At 65.5% G+C, this 14982-nt stretch carries 14 protein-coding genes; 10 read left to right on the forward strand and 4 right to left on the reverse strand.

Annotated features, from left to right (window positions below; genetic code table 11):
* Nucleotides 1–152: 152 nt before the first annotated feature.
* Together KW825_RS12210 and KW825_RS12215 are read right to left on the reverse strand one after the other, a co-directional pair.
* A complete protein-coding gene (locus KW825_RS12210; RefSeq protein ID WP_218329367.1) occupies nt 153–2312 on the reverse strand; it encodes an AsmA family protein in 2160 nt (719 codons plus the stop codon).
* A 193-nt stretch (nt 2313–2505) separates the two neighbouring features.
* On the reverse strand, nt 2506–4659 hold the full coding sequence (locus KW825_RS12215; RefSeq protein ID WP_218329368.1) for a prolyl oligopeptidase family protein: 2154 nt from the start codon (nt 4657–4659) through the stop codon (nt 2506–2508).
* Nucleotides 4660–4888: 229 nt separating this feature from the next.
* Here KW825_RS12215 and KW825_RS12220 point away from each other — a divergent pair, with 229 nt between their 5' ends.
* From KW825_RS12220 to KW825_RS12270, 10 genes are all read left to right on the forward strand, one after another.
* Complete coding sequence (locus KW825_RS12220; RefSeq protein WP_218291614.1) at nt 4889–6100, forward strand: threonine synthase; 1212 nt, start codon at nt 4889–4891, stop codon at nt 6098–6100.
* The gene (locus KW825_RS12225; RefSeq protein ID WP_218329369.1) at nt 6097–6762 is read left to right on the forward strand and encodes an amino acid ABC transporter permease; all 666 of its coding nucleotides are present in this window, start codon (nt 6097–6099) and stop codon (nt 6760–6762) included. The genes KW825_RS12220 and KW825_RS12225 overlap by 4 nt, the downstream gene beginning before the upstream one ends.
* A 198-nt stretch (nt 6763–6960) precedes the next feature.
* Complete coding sequence (locus tag KW825_RS12230; RefSeq protein WP_218329480.1) at nt 6961–7623, forward strand: amino acid ABC transporter permease; 663 nt, start codon at nt 6961–6963, stop codon at nt 7621–7623.
* Nucleotides 7620–8381 (forward strand): amino acid ABC transporter ATP-binding protein, encoded by a 762-nt coding sequence (locus tag KW825_RS12235; protein ID WP_218329370.1) that lies wholly within the window; start codon nt 7620–7622, stop codon nt 8379–8381. Before KW825_RS12230 ends, KW825_RS12235 begins: the two co-directional genes overlap by 4 nt.
* Nucleotides 8378–9214 (forward strand): transporter substrate-binding domain-containing protein, encoded by an 837-nt coding sequence (locus tag KW825_RS12240; RefSeq protein ID WP_218291611.1) that lies wholly within the window; start codon nt 8378–8380, stop codon nt 9212–9214. Before KW825_RS12235 ends, KW825_RS12240 begins: the two co-directional genes overlap by 4 nt.
* A 216-nt stretch (nt 9215–9430) precedes the next feature.
* Complete coding sequence (locus KW825_RS12245; RefSeq protein WP_218329371.1) at nt 9431–10681, forward strand: MgtC/SapB family protein; 1251 nt, start codon at nt 9431–9433, stop codon at nt 10679–10681.
* Nucleotides 10682–10765: 84 nt separating this feature from the next.
* Nucleotides 10766–11356 (forward strand): sugar O-acetyltransferase, encoded by a 591-nt coding sequence (locus KW825_RS12250; protein ID WP_218329372.1) that lies wholly within the window; start codon nt 10766–10768, stop codon nt 11354–11356.
* Nucleotides 11357–11462: 106 nt separating this feature from the next.
* The gene (locus tag KW825_RS12260; RefSeq protein ID WP_042653093.1) at nt 11463–11804 is read left to right on the forward strand and encodes a DUF1294 domain-containing protein; all 342 of its coding nucleotides are present in this window, start codon (nt 11463–11465) and stop codon (nt 11802–11804) included.
* A 102-nt stretch (nt 11805–11906) separates the two neighbouring features.
* Entirely contained in the window at nt 11907–12119 is a 213-nt protein-coding gene (locus KW825_RS12265; protein WP_218291607.1) for a hypothetical protein, read from the forward strand.
* 37 nt (nt 12120–12156) lie between these two features.
* Nucleotides 12157–12618 carry a GNAT family N-acetyltransferase gene (locus tag KW825_RS12270; RefSeq protein WP_218329373.1) on the forward strand — a complete coding sequence of 154 codons (462 nt, stop codon included), beginning with the start codon at nt 12157–12159 and terminating at the stop codon, nt 12616–12618.
* A gap of 146 nt (nt 12619–12764) precedes the next feature.
* Here KW825_RS12270 and KW825_RS12275 read toward each other — a convergent pair whose 3' ends face one another.
* Entirely contained in the window at nt 12765–13400 is a 636-nt protein-coding gene (locus tag KW825_RS12275) for an FMN-binding negative transcriptional regulator (RefSeq protein ID WP_218329374.1), read from the reverse strand.
* Nucleotides 13401–13546: 146 nt separating this feature from the next.
* On the reverse strand, nt 13547–14929 hold the full coding sequence (gene argH, locus KW825_RS12280; protein ID WP_218329375.1) for an argininosuccinate lyase: 1383 nt from the start codon (nt 14927–14929) through the stop codon (nt 13547–13549).
* Between the last annotated feature and the right edge of the window lie 53 nt (nt 14930–14982).

A 14982-nucleotide genomic window follows, 5' to 3' on the forward strand; every position in this document is an offset into this window, starting at 1 on the left:
TCATGGCCGGCACCCGCGCAGGGTGCCGGCCTGTTTTTTTATGGCCATTTCCCCCGGGAGCCTGGGCCGCGTTCTCCCTGGTCGGATGAGGGCCGGCCAAACAAAACGGGCCCGATGGGCCCGTTTTCATGAGGATCACCGAGACGGTGAACTTACTTGAACAGCCCCTTGAGCAGCTGATCCGCCACCCCCTTGATCTGCTCATCGTCGGCCTTGTCCCCCAGCAGCTTCTTGAGACCGCGTTCGGCCTCCTTGCGCGCCTTGTCCTCCAGCACCTTGTTGCTGCTGAGCAGCTCCTTCACGTCCAACCGGTAGCTGGGTGCCCGCCAGTGGCCGCCGATGCGCACCGGTATGGTGACGTCGTTGAGCTCATCCACCGCCTTGCCGCCCTGGCCCTTGCTGCTCTCGACGATAGAGGTGAGGAACAGGAAATCGAGGCTCTCGGGCACCAGCGCGCTCTGTCCCTGGCCCTTCACCCGCAGGGCGGGGGCGGAGAGCTGGATGTCATCGCTGCTGGCCACGCCGTTCGCTATCTGGAAGCTGGCGCTGAGGTCGCTGAAGTCGGTCTTGCGCACCTCCTTCACCTGCTCGGCCCGCTGTCCCTTCAGGGTCGCCCTCGCCTCGCGGATCATCTCAGCCAGGTTGATGCCGTGCAGGGCGCCGTCGCTCATCTTGAGGCTGATCTTGCCCTGCATCTGGTTGCGCAACGCCAGTTGCGACAGCCCGGTGCCCTGCACCTGCACGTCGAGATCGCCCTTGCCTTCCAGCAGATCGCTCTGGGCCAGGGTCTGCAGCAGCGGGCGCACATTCACCCCCAGCACCCGCTTGTGGGCCTGATAGCTGACGGGCTGCTGACGGGCATCGATCACCCCGTTGGCGCTCACCCGGCCACCGGCCACCCCGGCGTTGAACTGCTTGAGGTCGAGCCGACCGCCCGCCAGCACCAGCTGCAGGTCGACGGCGCTGAGATCCAGCCCCCGCACCCGCAGGTTGCCCAGTTGCAGCCGGCCGGCCAGATCGATCTGCCTGAGGGCGCTCAGGTCCGGCTCCACCGCCGAGAGCGCCTGATCCACCTTGGCGGGGGCTGCCTTGTCGGCCGCGACCGGGGCAGCCGGAGCCGTCGTTGCAGGAGCAGATGCCGTCTTGGCCGGGGTCGCTTTGCCAAGCCAGGCGTCGAGATCCAGCTTGTCACCCTTGAGATCGAACTCGATCTTCGGCAGGGCCCCGAGCTGCACCACGGACTCGCCGCTCAGCAGTGCCTCATCGGCGCTCACCACCAGCTTGCTCAGGGTGATCCTCTGCTTGTCCAGCTCGGCGCGGGCGAAGCCCGCCAGCTTGAGGTTCATCTGCGGGCGTGGCAGGGCGTCGCCCTTGAGATTGGCCGAGAGCACCGCATCCGACAGCTCTACCAGCTTGAGATTCTTGTCGAGCCGCGCCTTAAGGGTTCCCTCCAGCGCACCGGTCAGGGTCGGTTTGTCCCCTTCCCCCTGGCCGCCGTTCAGGCTCACACTGAGGCTGCTCCACTCCCCCAGCGCCAGTCGATCGGCCTTGAGGGTGAAGCTATCCAGTCGCCGGCCCGGCTCGCTGAGGCTGCCGCTCAGGGTCAGATCCTTGAGCGCGCTGGCCAGCGTATCCCGGGCCGGCTTGAGCTCCCCCTGCCCCTTGAGATCGAAGGCGAGTTGGCCCTGACTCCCCTTGGCGGCCAGGGTCACCGGTACCCACTGCCCCAGGGTCAGCTTGCCCAGGCTGAGATCGAGGCGATCGAGGCGGGAGACGGTGCCCTTGCGATCGTCCCGCACCAGGGCGCTGGCCTGCTCCAGCACCACCCCCTGCAGATCGATCTGCCAGGGCTGGCCGTCACTCGCGGGGGCCGGGCTCTCGCCGCCCTGAGCGGCAGCCTTGTCAGACGGCGCCGCGGCATCCTTGATCAGGCCGCTCAGGTTGGAGCTGCCATCGGCCCTGGTCTGGATGAACAGATGGGCGCCATTCAGGGTCACGGCCCCTATCTCCAGCCGGTGGGAGAGCAGCGGCAGCAAGGCGACCGAGGCGTCCCCCTGCTCGAAGCGGATGAGATCCGGCTCGGCAAAGCCCGCCGGGTTGCGCAGCGCCACCTTCTCGAGGGAGAGGCCGAGGCTGGGCCAGAAACGCCAGCCGATGTCCCCCTCCATCACCAGCTCGCGGCCGGTGTTCTTCCTGACCTGCTCCGCCAGCTGGGGCTTGAACTGGTTGGGGTCAACCAGCGAGATCAGGGCGGCGATGGCCACCACGGCGGCCAGTGCCAACCCCAACAGTATGTAGATGATCTTCTTCACGACGAACTCCTCAATGCAGATCCTGTGGCTGACTATACCATCGGCGGCGCGGTGCAGGCTGTACCGGCCCCAAAACGGGAAACCGGCGAGACAGGGATGGTCGCGCCCGCCAGCCTCCATCATAAAAAAAGGGCCCCGCGGGGCCCAGTATCAGGGGCTGACCGGCAACTGCCGGTAGTCCATCTCACATTGGTCATGGTTGGCGAGGCAACTGCCGGTAGCCCATCTCATAGAGAGTGAAGGCGTAGAGATCCGCACTCTGCTCGATCAACTTGGTCACCGGGGTGCCCGCGCCGTGGCCGGCGTTGGTCTCGATGCGGATGAGCTGGGGATGGAGCCCGCCGTTGTCGGCCTGCAGGGTGGCGGCAAACTTGAAGGAGTGGGCCGGCACCACCCGATCGTCGTGATCCGCCGTGGTCACCAGGGTCGAGGGGTAGCTCACCCCCTCGCGCAGGTTGTGCAGCGGCGAATAGCCCTTCAGGTAGTCGAACATCGCCTCGCTGTCGGCGCTGGTGCCGTAGTCATAGGCCCAGCCCGCCCCGGCGGTGAAGCTGTGGTAGCGCAACATGTCGAGCACCCCCACCGCCGGCAGGGCGACCCGCACCAGATCCGGGCGCTGGGTCATGACGGCGCCCACCAGCAGGCCGCCGTTGGAGCCGCCCCGGATGGCCAGCCTGTCGGTGCTGGTGTAGCCCTCGGCCTTCAAATACTCTGCCGCCGCGATGAAGTCGTCGAACACGTTCTGCTTGTTCTGCCGGGTGCCTGCCAGATGCCAGGCCTGGCCATACTCGCCGCCGCCGCGCAGGTTGGCCACCGCGTAGACGCCCCCCAGATCCAGCCAGTTCGCCACCGAGACGCTGAAGCTCGGGGTCAGGCTCACATCGAAACCACCGTAGCCATAGAGGATGGTGGGGTTGCCGCCATCGAGCCTGAGCCCCTTGCGGTAGCTGATGATGAGCGGCACCCGGGTGCCGTCCTTGCTCTGGTAGAAGCGCTGCTCGGAGACATAGTCCTCCGGCTTGAAGGGCGCCGCCGAGGCGCGATGCAGGCTGATGGCCCCGCTCCCGGGCTCGAACTGGTAGAGGGTCGGCGGCTGGGCGTAGTTCTCGAAGCCGAAGTAGAGCTCGGGATCGCCCCGCTTGCCGTTGAAGCCGCTGACGCTGCCGAGCCCAGGCAACGCTATCTCCCGTACCCGCTTGCCGTCATAGTCGAACTGCTCGACCCGGGCGGTGGCGTCCCGCATGTACTCCGCAAACAGGTAGCCGGCGCCGCTGTGCACCCTCAGCACCTGCGGGCGCTCGGGGATGAGGTCACGCCAGTGGGTCGGGCCGGGCTGGCTGGCATCCACCGTCACCAGCCGGCCGTTGGGTGCCCCCCGGTTGGTCAGCAGGTAGAGCGTGCTGCCCCTGTTATCCACCAGGTTCACATCCGCCTCCAGATCCCCCTGCACCGTCAGCAGCGGGGCGCCGTCCTGGGTCAGATCCTTCACATAGAGCCGGTTGCCTGAGGTGGAGTCCGCCGCCGAGATGAGCAGGTAGCGATCGTCCTCGGTCACCCGTGCCCCCACGTAGCGGTGCTGCTGGGCCGGGATGGCGCCGAACACCAGCCGATCCTCTTCCTGCGCCGTGCCGAGGCGATGGAAGTAGAGCTTGTGCCGATCCGTCCGGGCCGACAGCTCGCTGCCATCGGGCTTGTCATAGCTCGAATAGAAGAAGCCCTCGTCGCCGAGCCAGCTGATGCCGCTGAACTTCACATCCTTAAGGGGCGTCTCCAGCGGCTGCTTGCTCTCCACGTCCATCAGGTGGATCTCGCGCCAGTCGCTGCCGGCCAGCGACAGGGAATAGGCCAGGGTCTTGCCATCCCGGGAGAAGCTCAGCTTATCCAGCGCCGTGGTGCCATCGGGGCTGAGCAGGTTGGGATCGAGGAACACCTCGGCGGGCTTGCCCGCCTGCTGGCGCCACAGCACGTTCTGATTCTGCAGGCCGTCGTTCTTGAAGAAGTAGTGATAGCGCCCCTCGCGAAACGGCGCCCCCTCCTTGGCGTAGTTCCAGGAGGCCGCCAGCTTGGCCTTGATCGCCTCCCGGAACGGAATGCGGGCGAGATAATCCTGAGTCACGGCGTTCTGGGCCCTGACCCAGGCCTCGGTCTCGGGGCTGCGATCGTCCTCCAGCCAGCGATAGGGATCGGCCACGGCCTGACCGAAGTAGTGATCCACTTGCTCGCCCTGGCGGGTGACGGGGTACTGAAGGCGTTCTTTCCCTGACATGACATCCTCTCGGGTTGGGTCCGACTGGCCGCTGCAGGCACTCAGCAGTGACAGGGCCAGCAGGCTGACAATGGATCGCATCGATGCTACTTCCTGCGGTTCGGGTGAGGCGGGCAGGTTAACAAAGAGTGCCGGATGGCCCAACCCCCCAGCGGGTGCTCGGCCCGCCACCATGCCAAAGCCCCTCGTTTCGAGCGGAGTCATATGAATTTTTTCGCTTAGGTTAGCCGCTTTATTTTGTTCGTTATCCGGCACTTGGGTCACAGGATGGCATCACCGACCGACCACAGCGACCCGCTCAGGATAACCCATGCCATACAGCTATCTGTCACATCTGCGCTGCAGCAAGACCGGCGAGATCTTTGATGCCGACCAGCCCCAGCAACTGAGCCGGGTGGGGGCACCGCTGCTGGCCAGCTACGATCTCGAGGCCCTGAAGAAGGCCTGGCATCCGGCCGCCCTGCTGGGGCGCCCCGCCAGCCTGTGGCGCTATCACGAGCTGCTGCCGGTGCGCGACCCCGCCCAGGTGGTGACCCTGGGGGAAGGGCTCACCCCGCTGCTGCCGCTGCCCACCCTGGGCAAGCAGATCGGCATCCCGGATCTCTGGATGAAGGATGAGAGCATCATCCCCACCGGCTCCTTCAAGGCCCGCGGCGCCGCGGTCGGCGTCTCCCGCGCCCGCGAGCTCGGCGTCACCCATTTCGCCATGCCCACCAACGGCAATGCCGGCGCGGCCTGGGCGCTCTACGGCGCCCGTGCCGGCCTGCGCAGCACCATCGTCATGCCCCAGGCGGCCCCCGCCATCACCCGGCTGGAGACGTCGCTGGCCGGGGCCCGCCTCTACCTGGTGGACGGCCTCATCAGCGATGCCGGCCGTCAGGTGGCCCAGGCGGTGGCGGAGCAGTCCCTGTTCGACGCCTCCACCCTGAAGGAGCCCTACCGCATCGAGGGCAAGAAGACCATGGGGCTGGAGATCGCCGAGCAGCTCGGCTGGACGCTGCCGGACGTGATCCTCTACCCCACCGGCGGCGGGGTCGGCCTCATCGGCATCTACAAGGCGCTGCGGGAATTGCAGGAGCTGGGCTGGGTCAAGGGTGACCTGCCCAGGTTGGTGGCGGTGCAGGCGAGCGGCTGCGCCCCCATAGTCCAGGCCTGGCAGCAGGGGGCCAGCGAGTCGAGCTTCTGGCCCGACTCCCAGACCCTGGCCTTCGGCATCAATGTGCCCAAGGCGCTGGGGGATTTTCTGGTGCTCGACGCCCTCTATCGCACCCAGGGCTGCGCCATCGCCGTGGACGACAGAGCCATCCAGGCGGAGATCCGCCAGCTCGCCTCCCAGGAGGGCAGCTTCGTCTGCCCGGAAGGGGCGGCCGCCTTCGCCGCCGCCCGCCAGTTGCGCGAGGCGGGCTGGATCCAGGGGGGCGAGCGGGTGGTGGTGCTCAACACCGGCGCCGGCATCAAGTACCCGGACGCCATCACTGTACTGCCCCAGCGGCTGCGCTCCGACGGGAGGATTCCCGCATGACCTTCGACTGGGCCTTCATCCTCGGCACCCTGCCGGCCTTCGGCAAATCGGTCTGGGTCACCCTGCAGCTCGGCGCCCTCGTCATCCTCACCTCGCTCACGGTGGCCCTGCTCAACCTGACGCTGCTCAGCCTGAACAGGCCGCAGCTCAACGCGGCGATCCGCGCTTATGTGGAACTGGCCCGCAACACCCCGCTGTTGATCCAGCTGTTCTTCCTCTACTTCGGGCTGCCGGCGCTCGGCCTGTCGCTGTCCGGTTTCGCCACCGCGGTGATCGCCATGACCTTCCTCGGCGGCGGCTACCTGACCGAGGCGCTGCGGGCCGGGGTGCAGGCGGTGCCTCAGGGCCAGCTGGAAGCAGGCCAGGCCATCGGCCTCTCCCGCTGGCAGCTGCTGCGCCACGTGCAACTGCCCCAGGCCTGGCTCGCCAGCCTGCCGGCGCTGTTTGCAAACTTCATCTTCCTGCTGAAAGAGACGACCGTGGCCTCCGCGGTGGCGGTGCCGGAGCTGCTCTACACCACCAAGAACTACATCGCCCTCTACTACAAGACCTACGAGATGCTGGCGGTGCTGACCCTGATGTGCGTGCTGATCTTCCTGCCACTGTCCCTCGCCCTGCGTGTGTTGGAGAGGAGGCTGCAACATGGTCAGTTCGGTTACTGAGTCGCTGATGCAGGCGCGGATCCCGATATGGACACTGATCTTTCTGCCGTTGCCATCGTCCACCCTGCACGCATGGGAAAGGAGGGTTCAATATGGTCAGTTCGGTCACTGAGTCGCTGATGCAGGCGCGGATCCCGATGTGGGCACGGATCTTTCTGCCGCTGCCGTCACCGCATGTATTGGAAAGGAGGGATCATGATGGCCACTCCGGTTTCTGAGTTGCTGGGCCAGGCCTTGCCCCTGATGGCGGTGGGCGCGGGCCAGACCCTCGCCATCTCGCTGCTCGCCATCCTGTTTGCCACCCTCGGCGGCCTGGGTTACGGCGTGCTGGCGCAGCAAGGGGACAAACTGACCCAGGGTGTATTGCGGCTGTATCTCGAGCTGTTTCGGGTGGTGCCGGTGCTGGTGTGGCTCTATCTCTTCTTCTTCGGGCTGCCCATCGTCTTCGGCCTCGACATCCCGGCCTTCTGGTGCGCCGTGCTGGTGCTCTCCCTCTGGGGCGCCAGCGAGGTGGGGGAAGTGGTGCGCGGCGGCCTGGGATCCTTGGCCCGTGGTCAGCAGGAGGCCGGGCTGGCGCTCGGGCTCTCCCGCTGGCAGCTCTATCGCCATGTGCTGCTGCCCCAGGCGCTGCAGCGGCTGACGCCGCCGACCATCAACATCCATACCCGCATCATCAAGACCAGCTCGCTGGCGGTGCTGATCGGGGTGGTGGAGGTGATCAAGGTGGGCCAGCAGATCATCGAGCGCACCTACGCCTCGCTGCTCATCTACGGCCTGCTGTTTCTGTTCTTCTTATCGGTCTGCTATCCGCTCTCGCTGGCCTCCCGCCGGCTGGAACAAAAATGGGGTAATGCGGTATGACGCCTCTGCTTGAACTGAGTTCTGTCAGCAAACAATTTGGCCAGCGGCTCGTGCTGGACAGGGTCAGCCTCAGGGTGGCCGCCGGGGAGGTGATCGTCATCCTGGGGCCGAGCGGCTGCGGCAAGAGCACCCTGCTGCGCACCCTCAACGGGCTCGAGCCCATCCAGGGTGGCGAGATCCGCTTCGACGGCCAGCGGCTGGACGCAAGCACCGACTGGCAGCGAGTGCGCCAGCGCATCGGCATGGTGTTCCAGAGCTATCACCTGTTCCCCAACCTGACGGTGCTGGAGAACGTGCTGCTCGGCCCCGTTCGGGTGCAGCAACGGGAGCGGGGGGAGGCCCTGCTGCAGGCGGAGCAGCTGTTGACCCGCATCGGCCTGTGGCAGCGGCGCCACGCCTATCCGCGCGAGCTCTCCGGCGGTCAGCAGCAGCGCATCGCCATAGTTCGGGCCCTGTGCATGAACCCCCAGGTGATGCTGTTTGACGAGGTCACCGCCGCCCTCGATCCCGAGATGGTGCAGGAGGTGCTGGAGGTGATCCGGGATCTCGCCGGCAGCGGCATGACCCTGCTCATCGTCACCCACGAGCTGGCCTTCGCCCGGGCGGTGGCGGATCGCATCCTCTTCATGGAGGAGGGCCAGATCCTGGAGCAGGCCCCTCCCCGCCAGTTCTTCGACAACCCCAGGAGCCCGCGTGCGCGCCAGTTCCTCGCCAAGTTTTCTTATACCGATGTCATCAAACGAAAGGAGTCAGCATGAAAAAAATCACCTCGGTGCTAATGAGCGCCCTGATCGGGCTGGGTATCGCCAGCGGCGCCGCCCAGGCGGCGGACGGTTCCCTCGACAAGATCAAGGCGCGGGACAAGCTGATCGTCGGCGTCTTCACCGACAAGCCGCCCTTCGGCTACGTGGATGAGCAGGGGCGCTACGTGGGCTTCGACACCGATCTCGGCCGCCGTTTCGCCAAGGATCTGCTGGGGGACGAGAACAAGATCGAGTTTGTGGCGGTCGAGCCCGCCAGCCGCATCCCCTTCCTGCAGAGCGACAAGGTGGATCTGATCCTCGCCAACATGACGGTGACCCCGGAGCGGCGCGAGGTGGTGGACTTCACCAACCCGAACCTGCGGGTGGCGGTGCAGGTGCTGGTACCTGAAGGGAGCCCGGCCAAGGGGCTGGACGATCTGGCGAGCAAGACCCTGATCGTCACCACCGGCACCACCGCCGACATCTGGCTGACCCGCAATCACCCGGACTGGAAGCTGCTCAAGTTCGAGAAGAACAGCGAATCCCTGCAAGCCCTGGCCCAGGGCCGGGGCGATGCCTACGCCCAGGACAATCTGGTCTTGTTCAGCTGGGCCAAGGAAAACCCCGGCTACCGGGTGCTGCCCCAGAAGCTGGGCTCGGAAGACCCCATAGCACCGGCGGTGAAGAAGGGCAATGTCGAGCTGCGTGACTGGGTCAACGAGCGCCTCGCCAAGCTGGGGGAAGAGAAGTACCTGCTCAAACTCTACGACCAGTATGTGCGCGACAAGTTGAGCGCCGACACAAATCCCAACGACGTGATAGTGGAAGGAGGCAAGTGGCAGGGCTAAGCCTGCCATGAGGAAGTGCTGAGTGTGAAGTGTGTGGAGTCCAGGTTCCGTTGGTCCGCAAACCGCAAGGTTTGGTTTTCAGGCGTCCCCCTCGGGTGGCGCCTTTTTTTGCCTGTGGGAAAGCGGCGACCCGCGCGCCCGCTCTGTGAGCCGGCTCCCCCTGCACCGGCGTGGCCTGTGCCATCCTGACATGGACAGCAATGAGAGGAGAGCAGCATGTGGATCGAGGCCGAACCCGTCTACGGCGCCCTGGTGTCACTGGCCATCGGCCTCATCATCGGGCTGGAGCGTGGCTGGCAGGTGCGCCAGCTGGGGGACAACCAGCGCATCGCCGGGATGCGAACCTACGGCCTCATCGGCCTGCTCGGCGGTGTCTGCGCCCTGCTGCTGCCGGGCCTCGGCCCCTGGCTGCCGCTGCTCGGCCTGCTGGCGGTGGTGGCAGGCTGCGGCCTCTCGGTCTGGCTGGCCCAGCGCTGGCAGGGGGAGTTTGGCCTCACCAGCTCGGTGGCCATGGTGCTCACCTACCTGCTGGGGCTGATGTCGGTGCTGCTCAGCCCGCGCGAGGCGGTGGCCTGCGCCGTGCTGGCGGCGCTGCTGATGGGGCTCAAGGGCAAGATCCAGCAGGGCATGCTGTTCCTGAGCGAGGCCGAGTTCCACGCCACCCTGCGCTTCCTGCTCATCTCCCTGGTGCTGCTGCCGGTGCTGCCCGACGCCGAGATGGGCCCCCTCAACGCCTTCAACCCCTTCAAGATCTGGCTGATGGTGGTGGTGATCGCCGGCATCTCCTTCTCGGGCCACTTCGCGGTGCGCCTGCTCGGCACCCGCGCCGGGCTGGTGCTCACCAGCATGCTGGCGGGGCTCGCCTCCTCCACCGCCCTCACCCTGCAGTTTGCCCGCCTCAACAAGGCGCAGCCCGGGCTGGAGCGGCTGCTGGCCACCGGCATACTGCTGGCCGGTGCCACCATGTGGCTGCGCTTGCTGGTGCTGGTGCTGCTGATCCACAACGAGCTGGCGCTGCGCCTCGCCCTCCCCCTGCTGCTGCTGGCCGCCACCGTCTACGCCTTCGCCTTCTGGTTCTGGCGCCAGCGCGAGGAGATGAGCGACAGCCCGGTGCAGCCGGAAACCAGCAATCCGCTGGATCTCGCGACCGCCATCAAGTTCGGCCTGCTGCTGGCGCTGATCGGCTTCATGGCCACCCTGCTGCAGAGCAGGGTGGGCGACTCCGGAGTCTATTTGCTCGCGCTGGTCTCCGGCATCACCGACGTAGACGCCATCACGCTCTCCCTCTCCCAGCTCGCCCACAAGGATCTGGCGCTGGAGGTGGCGGCTAGAGGCATCCTGCTGGCCGGCCTGGTCAACTCCCTGGTGAAGGGGCTGCTGGCCCTGGTGATAGGAGGGCGCCGGCTGGGGATGCGGGTCATGCTGCCCTACCTGGTCTCGGCGCTGCTGATCCTGCCCCTGCTCTGAGCGGCCAAACCTGGCCAAGGGCTCCTGACGGCCCCCGCCAACAGGGGTATACTGGCGCCTCTTGGCACAGGAGGAGAGACGAGCATGGCAAGCGATTGGGACAAGGTACTGGCGGGCGGCGCCCTGGACAGCCAGAGCGAGGAGATAGCGAACGACCGCATTCGCGGCCAGGCCCTGCTGGCCAGCCTCAACGCCACCCCGGCGGGGGATCATGAGACGCGCCAGCGCCTGTGCGGCGAGCTGTTCGGCCAGTGCCCTAGCTCCTGCTGGATAAGCTCTCCCTTCATCTGCGAATTCGGCCGCAACATCCATCTGGGCGAGAAGACCTTCTTCAACTTCAACGTCACCATACTGGACGTCGGCGAGGTGCACATCGGCAACAACGTGCTGCTGGCCCCGAACGTGCAGATTTACACCGCCACCCACAGCATGAACCACCTGGAACGCCGCAACTGGACCGCCTACAACAAGCCGGTCCACATCGGCGATGACTGCTGGATCGGGGGCGGCGCCATCATCTGCCCCGGCGTCACCATAGGGCCACGCTCCATCATAGGGGCCGGCGCCGTGGTGACTCGCGACATCCCCGCCGACTCATTGGCCGTGGGCAACCCGGCCAGGGTCATCCGCACCCTGAGCCAGGACGAGCCAAGGGATCCGGAGGCCATTCAATGAACCGACCGAGCGACATCCCCCCACCCGGCTCCCTGGCAGTGGGTAACCCGGCCAAGGTCATCCGCACCCTCAACCCGGATGAGAGCCGGGATCCGGCGCTGCTGTCATGATGCTGCTGGCCCTGCTGCCTCTGATCGGTACCGCCTGGCTCGGCATCCAGGACGCCAACTGGTGGCCGCTGGCCCTGGTCACCACCATGAGCCTGCTCACCGCGCTCGCCTACGCCCACGACAAGCGCCAGGCCATCCGTGGCGGCTGGCGCATCCCGGAATCCCGCCTACACCTGCTGGAGCTGCTCGGCGGCTGGCCCGGCGCCCTGGTCGCCCGTCACTGGCTGCGCCACAAGACCCAGAAGGGCAGCTACCGGCTGGTGTTCTGGTTTATCGTGCTGCTGCACCTCACCCTGTGGGGGCTCTGGGTCGGCCGGCCGCTCTGGCAGGGGATCTGAGCGGGCAACCCCCTGGCAATGCCCGCGCGGGCATTGCCGCCAAGGGATCGCTATGAGACAACAAGACCAGCGGGTTATCCCGCTCAAAGCAAGGAGGCACTTATGACCCTGTGGACAGGCATAGTCCTGATCGTCTTTATCAGCGTGCTGTTCGGCTACCTCGGCAAACGCGCCCGCTACCAGCTGGGGGATGCCCGCATCACGGATCGCCTCGGCAAGCAGGATCTCGTTATCAAGCAGCTACAGGAGCGGGTCGCCAACCTGGAGGCCATCGTGTTGGAGCAGGAGAAGCTCAAGCCATTCAGGGAGCTTTGAGCCGGGCACCCAGTCTCCGTTATCCAGAGAGAAAACAATGAAAATTCGACGATTCAACATCGGGGATGAAGCCGCGTTATTTAAGGTTTTTTTATCGGCAGTGCATGAAGTTGCATCGGCAGACTACACAGCGGAGCAAATTCAGGCATGGGCGCCCGAGGATATTTCCCCGACGCTGTGGGCTGACCATATCAGGACATTACGCCCCTTTGTCGCTGAAATTGATGGTGACATCGCCGGGTATGCTGACGTTCAGCCCAATGGCTATATCGACCACTTTTTCGTGTCTGGCTCTCATGCACGACAAGGGGTCGGCACCCGCTTGATGATGTGCCTTCATGAAGAGGCCAGGTTATTGGGTATTGGCGAACTGACGGCTGATGTGAGCAAGACGGCGGAACCCTTCTTCGCACTACATGGCTTTCATGTGGAGGAGAAAAGGTATCCAGTCCGCCGCAGCGTCGTGATCCCCAATGCATTGATGCGCAAGAAATTGTAGTCCAGGCAGCCAGCCCCATAGCTGGTCGCGGAATGGAAGCTATGGCGCCAGCCACCTGGCAAATGATGCTCTGAACGGACACACCATCAACAACGGCAACCCATGGGTTGCCGTTTTACTATCTCTCCACATAGTGGAATTTATCGCTATCGCGGCAAGAGTGGTGACTGTTGCATCGCCGCTGCCAGCGCCGTCTGGCCCTTGGCCTGCAAAGCATCGACGGCCCCCAGCCGGTCCCCCTCCTCCTTGTTCTGACTCAGCTTGAACTTGCCCACCAGCTGGCTGACCTCGATCTCTATGCCCACCACGGCCTGCACCATGGCCTCGATATAGTCTCTCGGTGCATCCGCCATCTTCCAGGGCGCGGGCTCGGCGGCCTCATGGACCCGGGTCAGGCTCGCCAGCAGGCGGCGCACGAAGCGGGCATCGTCGCGCACCCGGATACGGCCGTGGGCATGGACTACGGCATAGTTCCAGGTCGGCACCTGCTGGTGATGTGCCTGCTTGCTCGGATACCAGCTGGGGGAGACATAGCCGTCGACCGCCTTGAAGATCACCAGCACCTCGTCCCCCTCCTTCACCTCCTGCCAGAGCGGGTTGTTGCGCGCCACATGGGCGCGCAAGATGCCATGTTCCCCCTCCCCGGCATCGAACTCGAACGGCAGGTGATTGGCATCCAGCCCCTGCTCGCCATGGGTGACCAGGGCCCCCAACGGATGGGCTCGAACAAGCTGATGCAGCGCCTCGGGATCGGCGGCGGCGAAGTGGGATGGCAGATACATGCAGGCTCCTTGTGCTGTGGTGGTGCGTCCGTGCAAGGGCACCAGGCTGGATGCCCATTCTCACCCGTTCGAAGGCGACGCGCGATAGCCCAACGAGGAATAAAAAAAGAGGGCCTGGGCCCTCTCTTTCTCATCCAGGTCAGCCGTCAGCTACGCTTGGCCAGCCACTGTTCGGCGGCACCGAGGGCCGCATCCACCAGCTCGCGGGCGACGCCGCCCTTGGCGACCCGCTTGGCCAGGGTCGCCTCCAGCTCCAGATTCGGATAGACATCCTCGCCAACCACCGGGCTGAAGCGCTGGAACTCGGCCAGCGTCAGCTCCTCCAGCGGCTTCTTCACCGCGATGGCGTGGACCACCACCTCACCGACGATATGGTGCGCCTCGCGGAAAGGGATCCCCTTGACCACCAGATAGTCCGCCAGCTCGGTGGCGTTGGCGTAGCCGCCCTGCGCTGCCGCCTTGGTGCGCTCGACGTTCACCTTGAGATCGATCAGCACCAGCGCCGCCATGTCGAGGCAGTCGTGCCAGGTGTCGAGGGCATCGAACAGCCCTTCCTTGTCTTCCTGCATGTCCTTGTTGTAGGCCAGCGGCAGCGCCTTGAGGCTCATCAGCATGCCCATCTGGGCGCCCACCACCCGACCGGTCTTGCCACGGATCAGCTCAAGCGCGTCCGGGTTCTTCTTCTGGGGCATCAGGGAGGAGCCGGAGGTGACCGCATCGGACAGCTCGACGAAGCCCGCCTCGCCGGTGTTGTAGAAGATGAGATCCTCGGCAAAGCGCGACAGGTGAGTCATGGAGAGGGACGCCACATGCATCAGCTCCACCACGTGATCCCGATCCGAGACCGAATCCAGGCTGTTGCGGGTCGCCCCGGCAAAGCCCATGTCCAGCGCCAGCACCTCCCGGTCGATGGCGTAGGCGGTGCCGGCCAGGGCGCCACAGCCGAGCGGGCTGGTGTCGAGCCGTTTCAGTGCATCCTGCAGACGGGAGTGATCCCGCTCCAGCATCTCCACATAGGCCAGCGCCCAGTGGGCGAAGGTGACCGGCTGGGCCCGCTGCAGGTGGGTGTAACCGGGCAGCACCGCGGCCTGATTGGCACGCGCTGAGGCCACCAGCCCCTGTTGCAGGGCGGTGATGGAGCCGAGCAGCAGCTCACCCTGCGCCTTGCACCAGAGCTTGAGATCGGTGGCGACCTGATCGTTGCGCGAGCGGCCGGTGTGCAACTTCTTGCCCAGGGTGCCGACGGCATCGATGAGCTTGCCCTCGACCCAGGAGTGGATGTCTTCGGCATCCGAGCTCAAGATCTGCTGGGGATCCTGCTGCACCGAGGCGAGCAGCACCTCCATCGCCTGCTGCAACTGCGCCTGCTCATCGGCGGTCAAGACGCCCACTTTCACCAGCGCCTTGGCCCAGGCCATGGAGCCCTGGATATCCTGCTCCGCCAGCCGGTAATCGAACCGCAGCGAATCGTTGAACTGCTTGAACCTGCTATCGGCTCCCTGACTGAAGCGTCCACCCCAAAGTGCCATACTGCTCTCCTTGAATGCGTTGCCGGCGGCGCCAGTGCGCCTGCCGAACTTGA

It is taken from the genome of Aeromonas sp. sif2433, assembly GCF_019218705.1.
Classification (GTDB): Bacteria; Pseudomonadota; Gammaproteobacteria; order Enterobacterales; family Aeromonadaceae; genus Aeromonas; species Aeromonas encheleia.

Coding starts and splice junctions, on each gene's coding strand:
- KW825_RS12215 (WP_218329368.1), bottom strand. CDS start 4,659: ATGCGATCCATTGTCAGCCTGCTGGCCCTGTCACTGCTGAGTGCCTGC.
- KW825_RS12220 (WP_218291614.1), top strand. CDS start 4,889: ATGCCATACAGCTATCTGTCACATCTGCGCTGCAGCAAGACCGGCGAG.
- KW825_RS12225 (WP_218329369.1), top strand. CDS start 6,097: ATGACCTTCGACTGGGCCTTCATCCTCGGCACCCTGCCGGCCTTCGGC.
- KW825_RS12230 (WP_218329480.1), top strand. CDS start 6,961: ATGGCCACTCCGGTTTCTGAGTTGCTGGGCCAGGCCTTGCCCCTGATG.
- KW825_RS12235 (WP_218329370.1), top strand. CDS start 7,620: ATGACGCCTCTGCTTGAACTGAGTTCTGTCAGCAAACAATTTGGCCAG.
- KW825_RS12240 (WP_218291611.1), top strand. CDS start 8,378: ATGAAAAAAATCACCTCGGTGCTAATGAGCGCCCTGATCGGGCTGGGT.
- KW825_RS12245 (WP_218329371.1), top strand. CDS start 9,431: ATGTGGATCGAGGCCGAACCCGTCTACGGCGCCCTGGTGTCACTGGCC.
- KW825_RS12250 (WP_218329372.1), top strand. CDS start 10,766: ATGGCAAGCGATTGGGACAAGGTACTGGCGGGCGGCGCCCTGGACAGC.
- KW825_RS12260 (WP_042653093.1), top strand. CDS start 11,463: ATGATGCTGCTGGCCCTGCTGCCTCTGATCGGTACCGCCTGGCTCGGC.
- KW825_RS12265 (WP_218291607.1), top strand. CDS start 11,907: ATGACCCTGTGGACAGGCATAGTCCTGATCGTCTTTATCAGCGTGCTG.
- KW825_RS12270 (WP_218329373.1), top strand. CDS start 12,157: ATGAAAATTCGACGATTCAACATCGGGGATGAAGCCGCGTTATTTAAG.
- KW825_RS12275 (WP_218329374.1), bottom strand. CDS start 13,400: ATGTATCTGCCATCCCACTTCGCCGCCGCCGATCCCGAGGCGCTGCAT.
- argH (WP_218329375.1), bottom strand. CDS start 14,929: ATGGCACTTTGGGGTGGACGCTTCAGTCAGGGAGCCGATAGCAGGTTC.